This is a genomic window from Streptomyces sp. AK02-01A, from assembly GCF_033795305.1.
Lineage (GTDB): Bacteria > Actinomycetota > Actinomycetes > Streptomycetales > Streptomycetaceae > Streptomyces.
In genome coordinates, this window is sequence record NZ_JARBAE010000035.1 from 50788 (window position 1) to 70554 (window position 19767).

Sequence of the window (19767 nt, forward strand, 5' to 3'; positions counted from 1 at the left end):
TCCCTGGTGCCCCGGATCACGCTTCTGAGGCAGTTACTCGAAGCCCGGCATCTCACGACGCACAGGGCGTTCGAGGCACAGTTCCTCCGCGCGGCCCGGCGGCTCGCCGCCGAGGTCGACGACCCCGGGCTGGCCTCCGTGGCGGTGTCGTCACGACAGTTCGACCGGTGGATGGGTGGGGAGCTGAAGAACCTGCCGCGTCCCGATACCTGTCGAGTCCTCGAAGAGCTTTTGGGAAGGACCGCCGAGGAGTTGTTCGCGCCGACCTCGGCGGAGCACGGAATAGCAGCTCCGGAGCCTGCGAAGATCTCGCTCGTTCATGCCGTCTGTCCGGTCGCGGACGACGAGAATCCGGTCGGCATCATCACCCGCGCGCGTGAGTTGAGCTGTGGGAACGCCGATGAGGCCACGCTGACCTTGCTCGCCTCCCAGCTCGACGAGATCGCCGACCGCTACGAGATGGACGGGCCGCACGGACTGTCGGGCCAAGCGAAGAGCCTCCGAAAACTCGGCCACACCCTCCTTGCCGGTCAGCAGCCACCGTCGGCTCGCCGGGAGTTGTTCCGGATCACCGCGAGGGCCGGCGGACTGCTCGGCTACATGGCGGTGAACACCGGTAACTTCCCGCTGGCCGAGGCGTACTGCGCGGAAGCGCTGGAGTTGAGTCGGGCGATCGGCGATCTGGACACCGAACTGTGGGCCGGCGGCACCCTGTCCTTCGCCCTCTACTACACCGGCCGATACGACGAGGCCGACGCACGCGCCGCCGCAGCGGTGGACCGGTCGCCGAACCATCCACAAGCCATCCGGTTGCTGGTGAACGGCCGCGCCCGCGCACTGGCCAAGCTCGGCGACCGTAAGCGGACCGAGCGGGCGATCCGCCAGGCCCTCGACCTGTCCGACCGGCACGACGTGGCACCCGGGCTGACTTCTTGCATCTCGTTCGGCCCGTACGGCCGGGCCCGCACTCTGGCCAACGCGGTGACCGCGCGGGTCGCTCTGAAAGATGCCGCTCACGTGCTGCGGGAGGCCGAACACCTCGACGAACTGATCGAGGAATCCGACTCGGCCTGGAGTCGTTCCCTTGTTCGTCTGGACGTGGCCACGGCCCTGCTCCAGCAGCGGGCGCCGGACGTGGAGCACGCCATGACCCTGGGCCGGGAGGCGGTCGCCTTCGCTGCCCCGCTGCCCATCAGTTCGGTGCGGCAACGCTCCCAAGACCTGTACGAGCGAGCGGCACCTTGGCGGTCCCGGCCTGCCGTACGCGAGTATGGCGAACAGCTCCGCGCCTGGGGCTGTCGGACCTCGCCCGTAGTGGCGCGGTGATCACGAAGGAGTTCGCCGGGTGTCTCCGCCGCACATGCCTCTCAGCGCCGACCCCGCCGCCTTCCCGGTCCGGCCGCCGGCCGACCTGAGCGATCCCGCGGTGCTCGCCGCACACGACCAGGCAGCCTTCGACGCTGTGGAGACCATGGTCGACCACTGGGCCCGGCCAGGGTGGGCACTGGGGACCCGCGCGTACTACTGGCTGCTCGCCTTCCCCGGCAACCCGGAGCTGGCGGCGCTCGCCAAGCAATGCCAGCATGCGCTCTCCCCCCTCGGTCTGGACCCCGTACCGGACGACGGACTCCACATCACGCTGGCCCGCATCGGCTCCCCCGCCGCGCTCTCCCCCGCCCGCCTCAATGAACTGATCAGCACGACGGCACCCCTCCTTCCGCCGGCCTTCCCACTCCGGGCCATTCCGCTGGCGGGTTCCCGAGGGGCGGTACGCCTGTCGGTGACCCCCTGGGCCCAGCTGGTGGCACTGCACGCCGTCCTCAACGACGCCATGCAGGCGTTCGGCTTGCCTCCTCGTAAGGCGACCGCCTTGTTCCGGCCCCATCTCAGCCTGGCCTACAACAACAAGCCCCGCCCGGCCGCCCCGGTCATCAAGACCGTCACAGGGCTGCGCGGCTGCCCTCCCGTGGAACTACAAGTCCATGAGGTGCAGTTGGTGGAACTCCGCCGCGAGGAACGGGCCTACAGGTGGGATGTGATCAAGAGCCTGCCCCTCGGCTGACCAGCACTTCACGGCGCGGCAGGACCGCAACCACGGCCTTGCCGGTCGCGGTGGCCTCCACGTACCAGCGCCTTGTCAGCATCTCCACCAACCGCAGCCCGCGTCCGGACTCCGCCAGCGGGTCACGATCGGAGAGGGCGGGAGGACGCACGCCGCCGCGGTCGTCCTCCGAGTCGTGGACCGAGACGACGACATGGTGCGCATCGATCTCGATCGTCAGGCGATCGGGACCGGCGGCCGTGTGCCGGACGGCGTTGCCGACCAACTCAGAGGTGACCAGGACCGCGTCGTCCACGCAGGACACGACATCGGCGAGCAGGTCGCGGACCCGCTCGCGGGCAACGGCCAGCGGCTCGGCCTGACCGGCCAGGAGTACCCAGTGGGTGGGGGGGTTCCGGCTCGCAGGGCTTGGGGTGTTCGCCATCACGGTCCGCTCTTCCGGTCGCACGACAGGGACGTGACCCTCAGATTCCGCTTGTCCGGGGCGCGTCTCCACGACGCTGGCCCGCCGTTTCGACGCCTTCACGACGGCGGCGAAACGGCGTATCCACGGCGTGGAGACGCCGCTCGCGTGGCGGGAGTCTCGAACTCCCCGGCCCCGGTCGGGGCATTCGAGCCGCCGACTTCGCGCGAGGAGATCACCGTGACCGACTCCGTACCCACCGCCCCGCCGACACCCGTCCCGCCCGTGCCCTCTGTGATCGACCGGTTCGTCGGCCCGTGGGAGTTCCTGTCGAACTACTCGCCCGCGCCGGTCCACCTGGACAACCGCCCGTACCCCACGGTCGAACACGCCTATCAGGCGGCCAAGACCACCGACGAACAGATCCGAGTCCGTATCGCTACGACGCCCGGCCCCGACGAAGCCAAGTCGCTGGGCCGTCGGAACGCGAACCGCGCGGACTGGGAAGAGGCCAAGGTCGCTGTGATGCGGACCCTGGTGGAGGAGAAGTTCCGAGCCCCCGACCTTCGGGAGCGGCTGATCGGAACCGGCAGCGCCCAACTGATCGAGGGCAACGACTGGGGCGACCGGTTCTGGGGCGTCTGCGACGGCCAAGGCCAGAACACCATGGGGCTGATCCTCATGGCCGTACGGGAGCAAGCCCACCGAAAGACCGCGGTGAAGCGTGACGAGCGGCCTGCGGCCATGGCCGCAGGCCGTGCCGATCTCGCTGACGGGCTCAACTGCGTGTCACAGGCCCGAATCCCCACCGCTCAAGGGGTGTTCACCGCTCGGGGGTACCGAAACCTGCTCCAGGGCGGCGAACAGCTCGTCCTCACCCTGGGCCAGGTATATGACGGTGAACAGGTCCTCTTGCGCGTGCACTCGGAGTGCGTGACAGGGGAGGCCCTCGGCTCGCTGCGCTGCGACTGCGGCCCGCAACTGGACGCCGCGCTTGCCGCGGTCGCCGCCGAGGGCGCCGGAGTGGTCCTCTACCTGCGGGGACACGAGGGCCGGGGCATCGGACTGCTGGCGAAGCTGCGGGCGTACGAGCTCCAGGACGCCGGGTTTGACACCGTCGACGCCAACGCCGCCCTAGGTCTGCCGACCGACGCACGTGACTACCGGGTCGCCGCGCAGATCCTCGCCGACCTGGGTGTCCGTTCCGTACGTCTGCTGTCCAACAACCCCGGCAAGACATCGGCACTGCGAGAACTGGGTGTCCGGGTGACCGAGCAGGTACCGCTGCTCGTCGCACCGACCATCGACAGCTTCGACTACCTGCGGACCAAGCGGGACCGCATGGGCCACGAGCTGCCCGGCCTGACCGATCCGTTTCTCGCAGGGCGCGCGTCATGATCGGCTCTCGCCCCATGGGGTTGCCCGCGGTGGAAGGCTTGCAGCCCGGCGCGTTGGCCGGCCGCTGGGCACAGTCCGGATACGCGCCACTGGAGCTTGTAGCCGAACTCCCCTTCGCCACAAGGCTGGTACGGCTCGCCGCTCCCGGCCGTCAGAGCTGGGTGCGACGCGGCCGGACGTGGTGCCACGCTCCATCGAGGCAACTGCTGGCCTTCCTCAGCCGTACGCCCGCCTTGGTCGGACCCGTCCGGCTGCTGATCGTCGAGCGAGGCCGGCCCCTGGCTCTCGGCGTCTTGTACGAAGCGGAGGTCGCCGACCCGTGGTCGGTGACAGGGTGGCTCGGCTGGCCCGACATCCCGCCGCTCGGCCCCGCCGGACCCACCACCGCAGCGGCCCTTGCCGCGCGCAGCAACGACTACCGCCCCCTCGACCACGCCGCTGAGGCCCTCGGTCTGGGTCCCATGGATACCTTCCGGGCCCGCTCGCTGCCCTGGCGCGGAGGCATCAGCGTGATCCTTCCGGCTCGCGGGGTGCACGAGGTGCTGCCCGACGTTCTCTCCGCGCTCGCCGGAGCCGCTTCCCGCCTCACTCCGGACACTCCGTGGGAGGCGATCGTCGTCGACGACGCCGACGATCCTCCCGTTCGGCTGCCCACCGGCCTCCCGCCGCAGATCCGGCTCGTCCACAGCGCGGACCGCCTCTACAGCGGCGGAGCCCGCAACCTCGGGATGGCGCACTCCCGCTACGAGCTGCTGGTGTTCTGCGACGCCGACACCCACCTCGCCCCGGACTATCTCCAGCAGCACGTCGCCCGCCACCTCGTCGCCCCCAACCTGATCACGGTCTCCTTGCGCGAACAGGTGCCCGGCCACCTGCCCCTCCCCGACCGGGCTCCCGACGGAAGACGTGACACTCGGAGCATCGCCCGGTACGAGCCAGGGCGCGTCGGCCTGACGCCTGTCACGGCAGCGGTCACCATCTATCCGCTCGCCCAGACCCACGGTTTCCGCGAGTTCGGCCACGGCCAGCACCTCGGCCCGGTCGACCTGCCGTTCATGGTGAAGGGCAACAACCTGGCTCTGCCGGCCTCCACCGCCCGTCCACTGGGCTTCCCACCCGAATTCGTGGGCTGGGGTCCGGAGGACATGTGCTTCGCGGCCAAGCTCGTCGCCCGCGGCTCTTACGTAGTCCCCGTGCTGTCCACCGGGGTCTTCCACCGTGCCCACCCGCCTCGATCCGGGAGCCCCGCGCGCAGGGACGCGGAACTGGCGACGAACCTCGCCCACTACGCCCGTCGCCTCGACGAGCCCGCCGCTCACCCTTGGCAACTGCTTCAGCAGCAGAGGAGGGCCGCACTCTGATCCCCCTGGACATCACCGATGCCTGGCATCCCACCGTCAACCCCTCGGCACGGATGCCCGTGCACCACCACCGGCATCGGCATGTGCTCGGTCACCGCGACGGACTGTTGAACGAGTTCCCCCGGCGCCGGGGCGGGATCACCATCCGCCTACCGCGCATCGATTCGAACTGCCTCCGCGTGGTCGATCTCGCCGCTCCGGACGCGGGGTTCGCTTTCGCGCCCTGGTGGCTTCCCGCCTCCGACCTCCCATCCGTACGCATGATCAGCCGCATCTACGACACGGCGCTTGCCCACTCCGAGACCACGGCACGCGAACGCACGGTCCTGGAGCGCCTGCGCGACGACTTCGCCGAGCGCTGTGCCGTCGGCGGCCCCGCTCTCACCACGGGCCAGGCCCTATGGCAGGCCGCGGACGCGCTGCACAGGCAACTGCTGCCGAGCCTGCCGGACTTGAACCTGATCAGCCTCACCCACTCCCCGGCACGACATCTCCTCGCCGTGGGCCTCGCCCGTACTCCCGGCGGCGTGATCGCCGTGCTCCAGCGCTGGGCAGCGCTCGATCGCACCACCATGTGGCCCCTGCTCGCGGTCGCCACCAGCCCCCAGGGCATCCCGCTCCGCGTCCGCCTCCACACCCGATCCGGCCATCTCGACACGGCCCCCCTCGCAACGGGCCGGGGCACCAAGCCGACAGCCCTCTCCGAGGAACAACTGATCGAGCTGCTCGACCGCGGCCAACTACTCCCCGGAGCCCGCCTCACCGCCCTTGCCGAGACCGTCCTGCTACTCACCGGCACCCCCGTGCGCCACTTCGGCAACACCTACGGGCACCACACCGCCGTAGCCGATCTGCTCCAGGCCCCGGACGCCACCACTATCCCGTGCTGCCCGGACGACGAAGACTCGTGGCACTACGCCGACCTGCCCCACGAGACCGGCCGCTACCCCCTCCACCTGATCGAACTCGCCGCCTGCACCCCCGACGCCCACCAGGCCGCCGAAGCCCTCGTCACCGAATCACTACGGCGTCGCCGCCCCATCCCTCTGTCCCTCGAAGGAGATCTCGATGCGACCGTACGCAGTGGAGGGGCTGGACTGCTCCGGCAAGAAGACCATCACCCGAATCGTTGAAGTCCTCCTGCGGCAACAGGGTCTCCAGCCGCAGATCGTCATCGGCCCCCTCATCGGCGGCGCACTCGGCCGCCTCGACGCCCGCCTCGCCAACCTCACCGGGCCCGTGGGCAGAGGAAGCGCCACGGATCTACTGCGCAGGAGTCTGTACGTCGCCGAACCCGTCATCGACCACATCGCTCCGCGTGCCACCGACACTCCCGTACTGAAGGTGAGTACGCACCTCCGGGCCTGGGCCCGCGCCGAGCTGGAAGACGACCGCCTCATGGTCCGCCTCTATTCAGCCACTTCCTCCATCCACGGTCGATTCGCCGGAGCGGCCCTGCTCCACACCGACTTCCCGGTTCGCCTCGAACGGCACCGCGCCGACGCCGGGGCCGGCCGTACCGCCAAGGATGCCGCCCGGCGCTTCTTCGGCCCCGACTCAGACGCTTTCGCCCGCTGGCACAACAACCTCGACCGCCTCATGACCGCCCAAGTCCCCCACGTACTGCGTCTGGACAGCACCACCACGGACCCCGCGGAACTCGCCACCCAGATCGCCCGGCACGCGACTTCTTGCTGGGAACGCGATCAATGACCGGTCCCGTGGACCCTCCCCAACAGGTAGTCGGCGTCGGGCCCATCGCACACGTGCACCAGGTTCCGCAGCAGGTACTCGCCCGGCCTCCGGTCCAGCAGCAGGTGACGGACATACGTCTTCCACCACTGGAGTACGCATGCGGCCTGCCCGGCCTCCAGGTCCCAGACCTCCACCTCTTCCGCCGCCAGGTATTCCAGCAGCCGCGCACGGACCGGCTCGTACTCGGTGGTCGTCGTGGCGCCCGCATACACCGCGTCCACCCCCACTTCCCCCAGCACGAGCCGATGCGCCGACCGCACCCCGAAGCCGAGCCCGCCCAAAGAGAGCTCCAGCAGCTCGCTCGTCGCCACCACTCCGGCCGGCAACGCATCCACCATCTTCAGGAGCTGCGCGGACGCCGTACCGCCCTCTCGGACTGCGCCCTGAAACGGCGTCTCGGTGCGGGCCCGCTCTGATACCTGTACGGCGGCTCGCTCGGCGGCAGAACGCCACGGTACGGGGACGAGCGTCCCCGCCCCCGTACCGGAACACATCCCTGCCAGCGCAGTCAGCAGGGCAACGGCACGCTCGCGCGTCACCGTGCGGCGCGGTCCACTCAGTGCGTCAGGCTTGCAGAACACCACGGGCATGACGAGGACTTCACACCCTCAGCCTGCCTCGCGGCAAGCCCACCCGTACGACCACGCGCACCACGGAGTCACCATGACCACCTTCCGCTGGATCACCGAGCCCCTCCCCGCCGGCATCACCGTCCGCCAGGTCTACGGCTTCTGCTTCGACAGCACCGGCCGTGTTCTGCTCCGCGAAGACGGGGGCCGCTACGGCCTGCCCGGCGGGCGCCCCGAAGCCGGCGAGGACGCCCTGGCCACCCTGAGCCGCGAATGCGAGGAGGAAAGCCAGATCACCATCGCGGACCCCCTCTACCTCGGATACCAGGAAGTCACCGAGGACGGACAGCCTCCGTACGCCCAACTCCGGTACGCCGCCCGCATCACCGGCTTCCACCCTCGCCACGAGGACCCAGACACGGGACGCACGTACGGCCGCCTGCTTACCCCGCTCCACAAAGCCCCGGCACTGCTCGACTGGGGAATCGACGGCCTCCTCCAGGCCGCGAGCGCCGTCCATGCCGCCCGCACCCTCGGCCTGGTCCCCACCTCAGTCCGCAAGGACACCTGGCACAACTGACCGACCGCCGCTCACTCACTCACCGAGGAGACGCCCGTGCGATGGCACTTCCACTACCCCAAGCGCACCAGCTTCCACCCGCCCGACCTGGAGTCCCCGGGTCTCGGTGGCAGCGAGGCATCGCTCGTCCTCCTCACCCGAGCCCTGGCCGCCCGCGGCCACCACGTCGAGGTCTTCAACTGCTGCTACCGACCTGGCGTCTACGACGGCGTGACGTGGCGCATGACCTGGGAACTGGACACCGCGCCAGCACCGGATGTGGCAGTCGCCGTCCGCTTCGACGAAGCACTCTGGCCCGCCGATTCGAGGGCCGGCCGCCACCTCTTCTGGATGCTCGACGACCGCCCCCGAGGCCCCGCCGCCTTCACTAACCGCTTCGGTAGCCGAGGCGGGACGGTTGTCATCGCGTCCCAGGCAATGCAGAACCGCATCGACGCCCACGATCCCACCATCCCGACCCACCTCATCCCGCTCCCGGTAGAGACCGACCGCTACACCCGCCCCATCGAGAACCGCGCCCCCATCTGCCTGTACGCGAGCATGCCCAACCGCGGCCTCGACGCCGCACTCGCCCTCTGGCCCCGCGTCCGCGCCGCCGTCCCCGACGCGGAACTCTGGATCACCAGCGGCTGGCAACTCTGGGGCTTCACCAACTCCGAATCGGACGACCGCTGGACCCAACTCCTAGGCAGCAACGCCCTGCCCGCCGGCGTCCGCCTCCTCGGCATCCGCCCCCGCAGCGAACTGATCGAAATCCAACAGCAGGCCGCCCTCACCCTCTACCCCTGCCGCTTCCCCGAAATGTTCTGCCTGAGCGCCGCCGAATCCGCCGCAGCCGGCACCCCGGTCATCACAAGCCCCATCGACGCCCTCACCGAACGAGTCCACCACGGGCACACGGGCCTACTCATCGACGGAGACATCAGCCACCTGAACACCCAGGCCGCCTTCGCGGACGCCACCATCAAGCTCCTCAAAAACCCGTCTTGTCGCGAAACGCTAGCCGCTGCGGCGAGGGCCGAGACTGGCAACCTCTCGCCGGACAAGATGGCAGCTGCTTGGGAGACGGTTACACAGCGTTTGACCCCGCCCCGGAGAGCCAAGGCCGTTCGCGCAATAACGCACTTCCCTCCGAACTGATCGCCAACTCAGCGAAATGAAGGTAGAAAGAATGACGTGTTGAGCATCAAGCACTGCCTAGGCCGTGCAGCTCAACCTTTGCGGCACGGATGAAGCGTCCTTCCGCCTCATCGAATTGACGAACTGCGTCGAAATATCTCTCGCCCAAGGCTGGGGGGAACCGCGAATGCCCCGCGATTAGAGCGTCGAGCTCATCGTCATCAAGGGTGCCAGACGGAAGTGCAATCTGAGCCTCGTAACAGGCGCCTCTCGCGGCGTTCCGTTCGTGCACCAAACACGCATCCGCCCCTGTGGGCCCAAACGGCTCCGCCCCATGGACGAGCCGCAGATGAGAAAGCCTCTGAAGAAGTTCTATTGCAGGGGCGCTCAGAACTGTTGACGGATTCTCCGCAGATCGAGAGAGCTTGCCCCACGCTCTCGCGTAAACGGCTTGGGCCCTTAGATAGCGTGACATCTCCTGAGCAGCATCAGTCATCACGGCGGCAGGCGCAGCAACGTCATCGGGGCCCTCTAGCTCGATGATCGTTTGTGCCGCCTTGAGGGCGGCGAGAGCATCATCAGCAGAGGTCTTCCCCGCCGCGATACTCTCGGCAGATAGCACTTCCTCGTTGTCCGCAGCGAATCTTTCGGCCACTTCCTTGAGGCGCTGGACCGCAAGAAGGAAAGATGCGTACGCCTCCCTTTGAATGCTTCGGCGCCAATGTAGGTGAATAGTTTTTGCCTCCGCCCGGGCAGTGTCCAAGGCCGCACGGTAAACCGACTCGGCCTGGGCAATCCCAGCCTCGCTCGTGGCCTCCGCCGAACGCAAGGCAGCCTTGAATTGCCACCTGCCGACAACCAGGGCGGCGGGTACTCCGATGAGCGCCACGGCTGCCGCAGACAGCGCGGCTACTCCCTCTAGATCCATGGCGGACATGATGCCCCACTGCGCTCGTAGCCGGTGTCCTACGTGGTCAGTTCAGGAGGCCGTTTGAGTAGCAGAGTGCGCCGCCAAGTTGAGCAGCTGGGCAGTTGCCGGACGCCGTTCGTAGCGTCGATGGAGGCAAGCGCAACTTGAGCCGCGACCGTCTCGGCCAAGCCGTCAACCTGCCAAGAATGAGCGGACCGGGGCGGTGGCCGGGGAAAGGAGAGAATCGAATAGCGGGACGCTAACCTTACGGACATTCGTCCGGCCGCATCGTCTCGAACATGCCCGGATCAGTTCACAAACGCTGGAAGCAACTGACTCCCGTCACCCACCCACCGTAACCGCGTGCCTGACACCTGCCGGGCCATCGCCAGCCTCGCCCCCGACCGTACCGCCCAAACCTGAACCTCAAGGGGGTCAGCACGCCTCAGCCATCGTCCCGTACCTCGTTAAGTGCCTTCGGTTCAGGTACCTGCCATTGGTCCGACGCCCGGACGACGATGAGCGACAGAGGCTGGCGTTGGGCGTTGTGTGGAGGCATTGAGGTTGCGGCCACGGCCCCGCTCGGCTGTCGGATGCACAGACGGCGGGACAGGGGGCGCTGCGGCCGTCGCTGTCGCCGCAAGATCGTTCAGCGTGGCGTTCACCACGGGCCAGCACATATCGAGCGTGTCTCGGTTCGGGCTGTGTCCGGTCCGTTTCTCCGCCAGGGGGTGGACGAGGTTCCTGTAGTGCCGGACGAGTTCAGACGCCAGCTTGGCATCGTGCTCGATCCACTTGTTCTTGTACGCGAAATCCACGAAGTCATTCAGCCCCATGCTCCGCAACGGCTTCGGCATGCGTACATCCGAGACGCGGACTTGTGCCGCAAACGCGAGCACCCCTTCCAGAAGGCTGCCCAGCATGATGATCGCCGACGTGTAGGCGCCGTGCTCGTAGCAGGTACGTGCCTCGTCCAGCCGAAGCTGCACGGCTGTGGCGAGATCCGGGTCGCTCACCACGTCAGTCACGGAGACCTTCAACTCGACACGCGGCAGCTGTCGTACCTCATCCTGGAAACCGGCTTCGCAGCGGACGAGGAGCGGCTGACCTCCATCCTCGCCGATCCGGCGCCCGTCGAGTACAAGTACCTCGCTGAGTCTCTTCAGCGTGGCGTGGTACTCCCGCTGCTGGTTGTAGTACTCAAGGCGGTTAGCCAGACGCAGGATCGCCCGCCCAGCGTCGTCTGTGCCGTCTGCCTGCCGCTCCAGGAGGAGTTCCCGGGCCCACTTGTGCCTCGCTGTGCCGTCGTACTCCGGAACGTCGTCCCAGCCCGCCCGCCGAAAGAACGCGGCAATCTCGTGCCCCTTCCGGTAGACCAGCGGCGTCTCGTCCCCACAGATCAGGTGGGCGATCTCCGTAAGCGTGCTGTCGTCGAAAATCTCGTTCACTTCAGATTCCTTCGAGAGAAATGGACGCATCCTCATCGAGCATGGCGTCGAGTTCGTCGGTGGTGACGTCGGCATCGTCCATCTCAACTGGAGCCCAGGTACTCGCCGATTCACCCAGGGCCTGCTCGGTGACCCCGGGCCGGATACCCAGAGCGTCAAGGCGCTTCCACAGCGGCGCCAGTGAATCGTCCGGAGACAGGGCGAATTCGCTACTGCGTACGCGCCAGAACTGCCAGCCTGCCCGGCGCAGTTCCCGCTCTCGCTCGTAGTCGTCACGAATCTGATCAGGCGTGGAGTGATACGGGCTCCCGTCACACTCAACGGCGAGGCGGCCCGCCTCTCCAACAACGACAAGGTCAATGCGTTTGTCGCTGGCTTTCCACTGGGGGACAACGTGGTAGCCGCACTCCTTGATCTTGCGAAAGACCCGCTGCTCAAACAGAGAGTCGAACGGCTCGCATCGCTCGTCGGGTGAGACGCTCGAAAGGGTGGGCGATGTTCCCTGGAGTTCCGGCGGCGCCTGCATATAGGTGAGCAGCGAGTGGCGCAGGTCTCTACTGCGAAGCTGGTCCGGCGTGACAGAGGTGAACAGCCACATCTGGTCACGAGCCCGGCTGGCAGCCACGTTGAAACGCCTTCCGTCGCCCTGTCCGGTAAGGGCGCGAGTATTTTCGGCATCGACAACCAGCGAGAGCAGGATGACGTCGCGTTCGTCTCCCTGGAACTGTTCGGCCGTGCCGACACGTATGTTGTGTCGCTCCTGGATCGCGGACTCGATCCTCGTGTCGATGAGATCCTCCAACAGCCTTGTTTGATGTCCGGAACGGAGCACGATGACTCCGAAACTCCGTTTCGCGTACGCCTCGTCCTCCGCCAGTTCCTGCAACTTGGCGACAATGCGCTCGGCCTCGGGCCTGTTGACCAAAGTCTCTCGCCGTCCTTCGCAGTGGCCTTCATGGACGTGGACCACTTCGAGGGGCCGCAGCCGGTCCGCTCCGTACTGCCGCAGGGGCACGAGTTCGTTGTCGGGGTAGAACTGAGCGGACGACCACTTGATGATCTCCGGCATGCACCGGAAGTGCTCGGTAAGCCGGATCGTCTCACTGAAGCGCGCGGACAACAGGTCGTAGAGGTTGGACTTCGGACTTAGCCCGTCCCGCTGCCAGTCGGTGAGATGGGGCAGGAGTGAGTCGAGGAGTTCGTTGAACCGCTCATGCTTGCCGCCCGTATAGAAGGGGACACACTGCTTGTCGTCACCCACGACGATGATTCTCGGAGCGAGCCACAACAGCATCAGTCCGTCCAGACCGACCTGACTCGCCTCATCCACGATGACGACGTCGAAGGCGTCCGGTTCGGGATCAATCATTTCGGCGACTTGCTTTATCGGCATGACCCAAGCAGGGACTGCGTCACGCGCATCACGCATCGCGGAACGGGCAGCCTTGAGATGCCTTTTGCCGAGTGCTGTCATTCCCCTGCCGGCGTTCGCCGTGGCCGAGGCGTAGGCGCTCAGGGCCTGTTTCTGGCCGGCTGTCATCCGGTCCAGGCAGTGGTACAAGGCTCTATCGGCGGCCAGTTGAGTCACCGTGTTCCTCAACTGCGCCTCGACCGCTTCCAGCTCTCCTTCGAGCCTGGCTTCCCTACCAGGCACCATCATCGTGTCCTGGAAGGTACGTGCACGTCGCCAAGCCCAGGCAGCGTCCAAGTTCACAAGGCGGGACTCCCAAGTCGCCTCGGTCGGGGACTCTGCGAAACGCCGGGACAGTTCAGGATGGTCCTCGGACAGTCGGTCCAGGAGTTTGCGGGCCTCCCGGCGATCGGTATCACGATGGAACGCCTCGGTCAGCGACTCGATCGCGGCCATGTACGCCTGCGGATCGCGGGCGGTGACCGCTCGGTGAATGTCCGCCAGCTCAGCCGCCTTGTGGGCATCGAGCCGCGGCAGCTGTGCGGCGATGGATCGGAGCCTCTCCTCCGCGTCACGGGCACGCAGCAGCTGCTCCGCGCCGTTCGCGGATGAACGAACGTCGTCCCATTGCTGTGCCGTCCGCACCGTGGCGTTGATCCGGGCTTTGAGCAGAACGTCGTGCAGCGTACGGACGGACTGAGTGAACCCGTCGACCGCGCGGAGCGTCGGCACCCGGTCCAACAGCTCCGACAGAGCAACCTCTGTGGAGCCTTCGGCTGCGGACACGCCGACACTCTGCCAGCGCTCGTTCAGCTGCCGGACGCACTGACGCGCTGCCAGGTGAGCAACCAATGCCGAGACCTCGTCCGGTGTACTGGGCAGCCGCCCGTCCACTCGGCACCCTTGAAGAAGGACCTGGGCCTCCTTCTGTACCGGCTTAGGAGCCAGCTTGCGCAGCTTGCCGCCGGCTCGAAGGAACTGTTCAAGGTCCCTCCCCGCAGCAATGAGACGTGATTCCTCGGCAAGCGCCACGTCAGGTACGTCGAGTGTGGCGAAGGGGATGTGTTGAAGCACGCTCTGCACATCCTCGGCGCGAGCGGCTGACCGGCGCACGCCGTCCCACAACTGCTGGCGCTGACCGGCCATTCCGTCCCGCAATGCACGAGTGGTCCATTCGTCCGGCAACCATGCGGCAGGCTCGCCCGGCAGCCCTTCGCTCTGAAGTGCGTGTTCCGCTGCGTCCAGAAGTTCTACCAACGTCGCGATCAAATCACTGCCGCGATCCGCGAGTTCGAGGGAGAGCTTGTCGGACGATGCTTCGGCGCAAGAGCGCAACGCAGTGCCCAGGGCACTGACCGCCTCTTCGAACAACACGGGCGCGACAAAATCCGCAGGGTCCGGGCAGCGGGCAGCATGTTCTTCCAGCACTCCGGCGCCATGCCGGGACACCAGACCCATCAGGCGCTGGGCCTCATCCTCACCCAGCGAAGGTTCTCGCGGCGCCGACGCGGGGAGCGCGGGCATCCAGTCGTACTTCGGTGCATCAGCAGCGACGGTCTCTACGATCTCCGCGAGCCGCCCCTCGTAACCGGGAGCCACGTCGAGGTGTTCGTACCACTCCGCCTCACGCACTGCGCGGAGTTCATCACGGAGCCGCGCCTGGGTATCAGACAGCGCCGAGCGCAGCGCTTCATGGCCCTTGATTTTTACGTCGAGGCGCTCCGTCGACTGAGTGGCACTGAGCTGGGAAAGTGCGCGCACGGACTGTTCGAGATCGCCGCTGCCCTCTTCGCGCCGGCCACCCTGGAAGACGCATAGGCTTCGCAGCTCGGCAGGCAACTGCTGCCGCAGGACGCGGAGCGCCTGGCTCTTCTCGCTAGTCACCAGCACACGCTTGCCGTCCGCCAGCAGAGCGCATACAAGATTGGCGATGGTGTGCGTCTTTCCTGTGCCGGGTGGTCCTTGAACGACGACGCCGGTGTCGGACTGAAGGCGCCTCAACACCTCCCGCTGGGCTTCGTTCGATAGCAGCGGGAACAGCGGGTCTGGGCCAAGAGCAGGGGGCACATCACGACCACCCGCCGTACCCCAAGCCCTGCGGTCCTCGGCTCCCAGCTGGTACAACAACTGAGCCAGTCCCAGGGGAGCTATGGCACCAGGCTGAGCAAGGCGGTTCGCGATGCCGTCGTAGAAGTTCACGAGAGCGCCTTGGCCTCGTTGACGGAGAATGATCGCCGGCGCGAACCCGAGCGTGGGCACTGGCAGTATCGGATCAGCGGCCGGGCGGCCCCAGTCCCGGTGGAACGCCACCGCGCGATCGGTACCGAACGCCCTCTCCGACCAGTCACCAAGCACTTCCTGGGAATCACGTGACAGCGGATGGAATCCTTCCGCGTCGACACGGTCTCGAAGCGGGCTCAGAAGCCGTGTGCTGTATCCCTCGTCTGCTCCGAGGAACTCGCTGTCCTCCAGCCGTGCAGGGTCGCCGGACGCGAGGGCGACGGTGATGGCCATATTGGTGGGATCCATGGCGAGTATCAGCGGTGCCGTCAGAATGTGCCGGGCTATCCGCGCCGACGGACGTACGGCTCCGATATTCAGGAATCCGACACCGAGTACAGCCTCATATTCCTCGCCGTCCTGCTGAATCCTGGTCACCATTCGGTACAGCTGCTGATGAAGTTCCCGGTACGGCCGGTCAAAGCGCTCTTTTTCCGACCACTGGCGCCACACCTCGAGCCATCGCGAGTATGCCCGCAACACCTCGTGTGCTTCCTCCCGGCGGATCTCGGAGACCTCGAACACATCTCCGTTCTCGTCTTCCTCCCAGCCCTGCCCCGGACCGGACTCGGCCAGCGACGGCACTTCGGGCGTCGCGGTGGCGGCTGCCTCGGAATCGACCCATCCTGCCAGCACGTCGGGCAGGACCGGAACCGGTCTCGGCGGCCGGTGCGGAACCTTGAGGAGCAGCCGGTCGCCGTCTGGGTGCCGCCGCAGCTTGTCGTCCGGCAGGCCAGAGAGCCAGAGCACCTCCGGGTACTTCTGAGAGTCCCGCACCGGCTTGTAGGACCCACGAACAATTTCGCGCATGTATTCGATGAGTTGGCGTGTGCGGTGGACTGCCTCGGAATTGTTCGCACGCATTGCAGAGTGAAGAGACACCTATCCCCCAGATCATGGCTCGACGGAAAGCCTTCCAGGATGTGGGAGAGGAGCGTCGTCATCAACATGGACCGGCCAGTAACGACGTGAACAAGCCGAGTTCAGCGAAAGTTGGCTGTAACCCAGCCAACCGCTAGCTCGATTGTTCAGCGGTGATTGCTGCTGGGTGAGTGATTCATTCGGCCAGACTTGTTCCGGCGGCGCCGGGCCCCGTGTCACTGCGGATGGCCGGGTCCGGCAACTCCCCAGTGTGCTGGTTCTAGATCGACCTAGCCCTGCTGAATGCCCAGGGCCAACCTCTCCGGACACGCCCCAGAGCAGCCCGGCAGCAAGCCCTGGACCACCACTGTCGTGGTGCGCGATGCGTGTGCGGACGTTCCTGCACGTGTGTCACGAGCACGAGGGCACGACACCACGCTGCGCTGAACAGGCAGAACACGTCACTGGGCAGCTTCGACCGCCACCCGGCATGGATTCGACCCCGCGTGCCAACGATGGCGGCCGGTACGTTTGACGGGGTCAAGCAATCGGGCTTCAGCGCTATTCCAGCCGCAAGTCCTGGCCCCTCAGTCGACGTTGCAGCAGCTGATGCGTTCGCGAAATCTCAGTGGACCCCTACGGTTGCGCCGCCGAGGCCGGCTCACGGCGTCCACAAAGGGGATATCCGGTGCGTCCCCGACGAGTCGGCCAGGAGCGATGTCACGCCCCCGGGAACACCGAGCCTCCTCAGGGCCCAATCGAGCGCGGCAGCTTCGGCATCGCACATTCTAGCGATCAGATGCGTTTGTTCAGGCAGAAGGATCCTCCGGGGAATCACGATCGTCTCGCGGACCCGGTCGAGGGGGAGCCCCCGTTGGAAGCCCTGCGCAGCAGGGCGGAGCGCGTCTTCGTCCAGCGGAAGCGGCTGGCGTCGGCGGGCCGCGTTCGAGACGACGATTCCGGCGACGTGGACGTACTCCTCCAAGAGTGGCCCGAACAGTTCCGCAAGCGCGTCGGTCTTGGCCGCGAGGGACATCTCAGCGAAGGGCATCGGGAAGTGGAAGAGGCCGCTGTGATCCTCCACCCAAATCCACGCGGTGCCCGCTTCCACTGTCTTGGCGCATTTCCCTCGCACCTTGCCCAGCAGTCGCCTGCCCTGGTCGCTCTCCACGGTCTCCCCCGTGAGAGTGGTGCCTTGGGGAGCCGTTCCGGGGCGCACGGTCAGCCGCCTCCCGGCATTGCTGAGAACGTCGACCGCTGCCTCCAAGTCCACGCACCGTTGGGCTGCTTCCTCGGTCTGCTTCTTCCACGTCGCGAAATCGTCCCTGTTGAGGAACTCGGGGAAGTCGCCTTCCCAGTAGATATCGCGCCCCCTGTCCAGGGCGAGGAGGTGGACCCGGCAGTTCTGGCGGAACTTCTCGTAGTCCTGGAGCTTCCGGTCCTCGGCGAAGGTGACGACCTCAATGAAGACCGGACCGATACGAATGTCGCCGGGGCCGCCGCCAGCTTTCGTCGGCTCCAACTCGACCGGAAACCCGCAGGCCGCCCCCATGAGTGCGAGCCGGGCCTGCGTCTGGGTGTGCAGGAACCGGGACAGGGTGATGTCGCGTCGGGCATCCCGCCTAAGCGAGGCAAGGCCGGGCACCCCGGCTTCCTTCAGATAGGCGTACGCGGCCCACCACCGGACCGCCTCCACCCATGCTCCCCGCTCGGCGCCCTTCGTGGCCTGGAGCACGGGGGCGGCCCGGCCAAGACCGACGAAGGCGTCGCTGGCCCGGCCTGCAGCAAGGGTGGGGGTTACGGCCCTTGGCAGCCAGCCACCGCCGAAGAACGCGGTGAGTCCGGCGACCGCCCGTGCGGTTACGTCGTGGCCCGCGCGTGAGAGATAGTCGGCGCCCTCGGGGCAACCGAACCACGCCTCCCAGTCGATCACTTGAAGTCCCTGATCGATCGCCAGCCATATCTCTTTGTCACGAGGATGCATGCCCGTCAGCATGGAGTACGCGTAGAGCGGGGGCACAGAGATTTTCCCGAAGGCTGTGCGCAGACCCGGGATACTTGACGCCTGCCAACATCACCCGCGTGGCCCAGTTCGAGCTCGAAGTGCTCACGGACGATGCCATTATGACAGCGCGTTCGAGGGCAGAGACATGAGACATGGGCCCAAACCGTCACGGCCATCCGTACTGAGAACCGGCTGAAGCTGCGGCAGATGACCCACATCGCCACCAGGCTGGCACGGCCTACCTCGTCGACTTGTTGTGCGAGTCATCCGAGGCCCCGAATCCCGCGTCCGGCCGCAGCGACCTCCCCCAAACCCTCTGTCTGGCAAGCTGGAAGCGCCCGCGCGCTGCCACGAACGCGAAGCGGAAGAGCGCGCAGCTCGGATCATGGGGGGGGAAGGCGCGGCGCCGCCCTGAGGCCTACGAGCACTACCTCATCCTGAACGGCCCCGACCTCGAACCTACCGACCTCACCCTGTTCCAGGAACGAGCCGTCGAAACCTCGCCAGGTGGGGCAGGGACACCACGGGCTGGATGTCAGCCGGACGCGTTCCAGGTAGGCAACATGCTGGCGCGCCCTCCTTGGTCGATTGGAACGTTACGCCGCAGGGTGAGGCCGCTGACCCGACCTTCCAGAAAGCGGCCATGCTTCACATGCTCGCATCATCACGATCTGGCGGATGCATTGCCTTGCCTGGTACGCATCTGAGCCGGAGGAGATAGAAACGGGTCATGCGATGGACGTGGGCACGTGTGACAGTGGTAACGGTGGTCGGCGTGGCAGTGCTGGCGGGTGTGGTCGCCGTCGTCTTCACTCCAGTCGGTCGCTGGATGGCGTGTTGGGTGTCCGGACAGGATTGGGCCTTGATGGATATCCCCGCTCGGTCTGCAGCCGTTGGGCAACTGCGTTTGGCGACCGTGCAGGTGACGGCGGCCACCGGTGCCGGAGCGGCATTGATCTACACTGCCCGGACGTACCAGTTGGCTCGCCGCGGTCAGGTGACCGATCGCTTCACAAAGGCCCTGGAACGGCTGAGTTCGGACAAGACATATGTGCGCATCGGCGGAATTCTTGCCCTGGAGCAAATCGTGCACGACGCTCCCGACCAAGGTGGTCAGGCAGCCAGGGTTCTCAACGTATTTCTTCGACACCAGGCGCCGACAAGCAAGGAGCCGGGGGCATTGGCTGGAGCCGGGCTGCCTGACAAGCCTGCGGAGGAGATCCAGGAAGCTCTGCGGGCTTTGACTCGACCCCTGCCGCCGCGGACTTCCTCTACCCGTGTGCAGATTGATCTTTCTCGGTGCCACCTTGCGGGGGCGCAACTTCAGGGCGCTGATCTCACGGGTGCTGTACTAGAGAAGGCATCTCTGGCACGGGTTGATCTCACCGGAGCGCAGAGCAAAGGTGCAGATTTCACCGACACTGATCTCTCAGAAGCAATTCTACTCCAGGCAAAGGGGCTTGAACCCAGTCAGCTTCTACGAGCGCGCTACCTGCGCGGCTGCGCTCTACCGCCCGAAATCGCCGCCAACGCGGAAATTGCGCAGCGGGTCACGGAGGGCCCTTAACCGAATCGGCGGCACTAATGTGGTTGGGAGCTAGCGGG

General features: G+C 66.6%; 15 protein-coding genes. 9 read left to right on the forward strand and 6 right to left on the reverse strand.

The genetic code is table 11. The features are described 5' to 3' along the window. Positions 1-6 precede the first annotated feature (6 nt). Together PV679_RS26890 and PV679_RS26895 are read left to right on the forward strand one after the other, a co-directional pair. Complete coding sequence (locus PV679_RS26890) at positions 7-1326, forward strand: hypothetical protein (RefSeq protein ID WP_319682984.1); 1320 nt, start codon at positions 7-9, stop codon at positions 1324-1326. 19 nt (positions 1327-1345) lie between these two features. After that, on the forward strand, positions 1346-2062 hold the full coding sequence (locus tag PV679_RS26895; RefSeq protein WP_319682985.1) for a 2'-5' RNA ligase family protein: 717 nt from the start codon (positions 1346-1348) through the stop codon (positions 2060-2062). Here the strand turns inward: PV679_RS26895 and PV679_RS26900 are convergent. Next, a complete protein-coding gene (locus PV679_RS26900) occupies positions 2040-2486 on the reverse strand; it encodes an ATP-binding protein (protein WP_319683007.1) in 447 nt (148 codons plus the stop codon). The genes PV679_RS26895 and PV679_RS26900 overlap by 23 nt on opposite strands. Positions 2487-2705: 219 nt before the next feature. On the opposite strand from PV679_RS26900, the gene ribA reads away from it, so the two are divergent. From ribA to PV679_RS26920, 4 genes are read left to right on the forward strand one after another with little or no spacing between them, the layout of a single operon-like run. Continuing rightward, positions 2706-3863, forward strand: coding sequence for a GTP cyclohydrolase II (gene ribA / locus PV679_RS26905; protein WP_319682986.1), 1158 nt, complete (start codon positions 2706-2708; stop codon positions 3861-3863). Between the two features lie 29 nt (positions 3864-3892). Further along, positions 3893-5224, forward strand: coding sequence for a glycosyltransferase (locus PV679_RS26910; protein ID WP_319682987.1), 1332 nt, complete (start codon positions 3893-3895; stop codon positions 5222-5224). Next, complete coding sequence (locus PV679_RS26915; protein ID WP_319682988.1) at positions 5185-6357, forward strand: hypothetical protein; 1173 nt, start codon at positions 5185-5187, stop codon at positions 6355-6357. Before PV679_RS26910 ends, PV679_RS26915 begins: the two co-directional genes overlap by 40 nt. Continuing rightward, the gene (locus tag PV679_RS26920) at positions 6293-6937 is read left to right on the forward strand and encodes a hypothetical protein (protein ID WP_319682989.1); all 645 of its coding nucleotides are present in this window, start codon (positions 6293-6295) and stop codon (positions 6935-6937) included. Before PV679_RS26915 ends, PV679_RS26920 begins: the two co-directional genes overlap by 65 nt. On the opposite strand, the gene PV679_RS26925 is transcribed toward PV679_RS26920, so the two are convergent. Continuing rightward, complete coding sequence (locus PV679_RS26925; RefSeq protein ID WP_319682990.1) at positions 6931-7569, reverse strand: hypothetical protein; 639 nt, start codon at positions 7567-7569, stop codon at positions 6931-6933. The two genes, PV679_RS26920 and PV679_RS26925, sit on opposite strands and share 7 nt — an antisense overlap. 73 nt (positions 7570-7642) lie before the next feature. On the opposite strand from PV679_RS26925, the gene PV679_RS26930 reads away from it, so the two are divergent. Together PV679_RS26930 and PV679_RS26935 are read left to right on the forward strand one after the other, a co-directional pair. After that, a complete protein-coding gene (locus tag PV679_RS26930; protein WP_319682991.1) occupies positions 7643-8128 on the forward strand; it encodes an NUDIX hydrolase in 486 nt (161 codons plus the stop codon). A gap of 36 nt (positions 8129-8164) precedes the next feature. Beyond that, positions 8165-9268 carry a glycosyltransferase family 4 protein gene (locus PV679_RS26935; RefSeq protein WP_319682992.1) on the forward strand — a complete coding sequence of 368 codons (1104 nt, stop codon included), beginning with the start codon at positions 8165-8167 and terminating at the stop codon, positions 9266-9268. Positions 9269-9314: 46 nt separating this feature from the next. Here PV679_RS26935 and PV679_RS26940 read toward each other — a convergent pair whose 3' ends face one another. The 4 genes from PV679_RS26940 to PV679_RS26955 form a co-directional block, all read right to left on the reverse strand. Continuing rightward, positions 9315-10175 carry a hypothetical protein gene (locus PV679_RS26940; RefSeq protein WP_319682993.1) on the reverse strand — a complete coding sequence of 287 codons (861 nt, stop codon included), beginning with the start codon at positions 10173-10175 and terminating at the stop codon, positions 9315-9317. A 464-nt stretch (positions 10176-10639) separates the two neighbouring features. Beyond that, positions 10640-11605, reverse strand: coding sequence for a hypothetical protein (locus tag PV679_RS26945; protein ID WP_319682994.1), 966 nt, complete (start codon positions 11603-11605; stop codon positions 10640-10642). 1 nt (position 11606) lies between these two features. Further along, entirely contained in the window at positions 11607-16160 is a 4554-nt protein-coding gene (locus tag PV679_RS26950) for an AAA domain-containing protein (RefSeq protein ID WP_319682995.1), read from the reverse strand. A gap of 658 nt (positions 16161-16818) precedes the next feature. Then, a complete protein-coding gene (locus PV679_RS26955) occupies positions 16819-18141 on the reverse strand; it encodes a hypothetical protein (protein WP_319682996.1) in 1323 nt (440 codons plus the stop codon). Between the two features lie 796 nt (positions 18142-18937). Between PV679_RS26955 and PV679_RS26960 the strand changes: the two genes are divergently transcribed. Further along, positions 18938-19729, forward strand: coding sequence for a pentapeptide repeat-containing protein (locus PV679_RS26960; protein ID WP_319682997.1), 792 nt, complete (start codon positions 18938-18940; stop codon positions 19727-19729). The last annotated feature ends 38 nt before the right edge of the window (positions 19730-19767 follow it).

Bases quoted from the DNA above. Each gene is read 5' to 3' on its own strand.
- PV679_RS26920 (WP_319682989.1), top strand. From the start codon at position 6,293: ATGCGACCGTACGCAGTGGAGGGGCTGGACTGCTCCGGCAAGAAGACC.
- PV679_RS26955 (WP_319682996.1), bottom strand. From the start codon at position 18,141: ATGCATCCTCGTGACAAAGAGATATGGCTGGCGATCGATCAGGGACTT.
- PV679_RS26950 (WP_319682995.1), bottom strand. From the start codon at position 16,160: ATGCGTGCGAACAATTCCGAGGCAGTCCACCGCACACGCCAACTCATC.
- PV679_RS26900 (WP_319683007.1), bottom strand. From the start codon at position 2,486: ATGGCGAACACCCCAAGCCCTGCGAGCCGGAACCCCCCCACCCACTGG.
- PV679_RS26940 (WP_319682993.1), bottom strand. From the start codon at position 10,175: ATGGATCTAGAGGGAGTAGCCGCGCTGTCTGCGGCAGCCGTGGCGCTC.
- PV679_RS26930 (WP_319682991.1), top strand. From the start codon at position 7,643: ATGACCACCTTCCGCTGGATCACCGAGCCCCTCCCCGCCGGCATCACC.
- PV679_RS26925 (WP_319682990.1), bottom strand. From the start codon at position 7,569: ATGCCCGTGGTGTTCTGCAAGCCTGACGCACTGAGTGGACCGCGCCGC.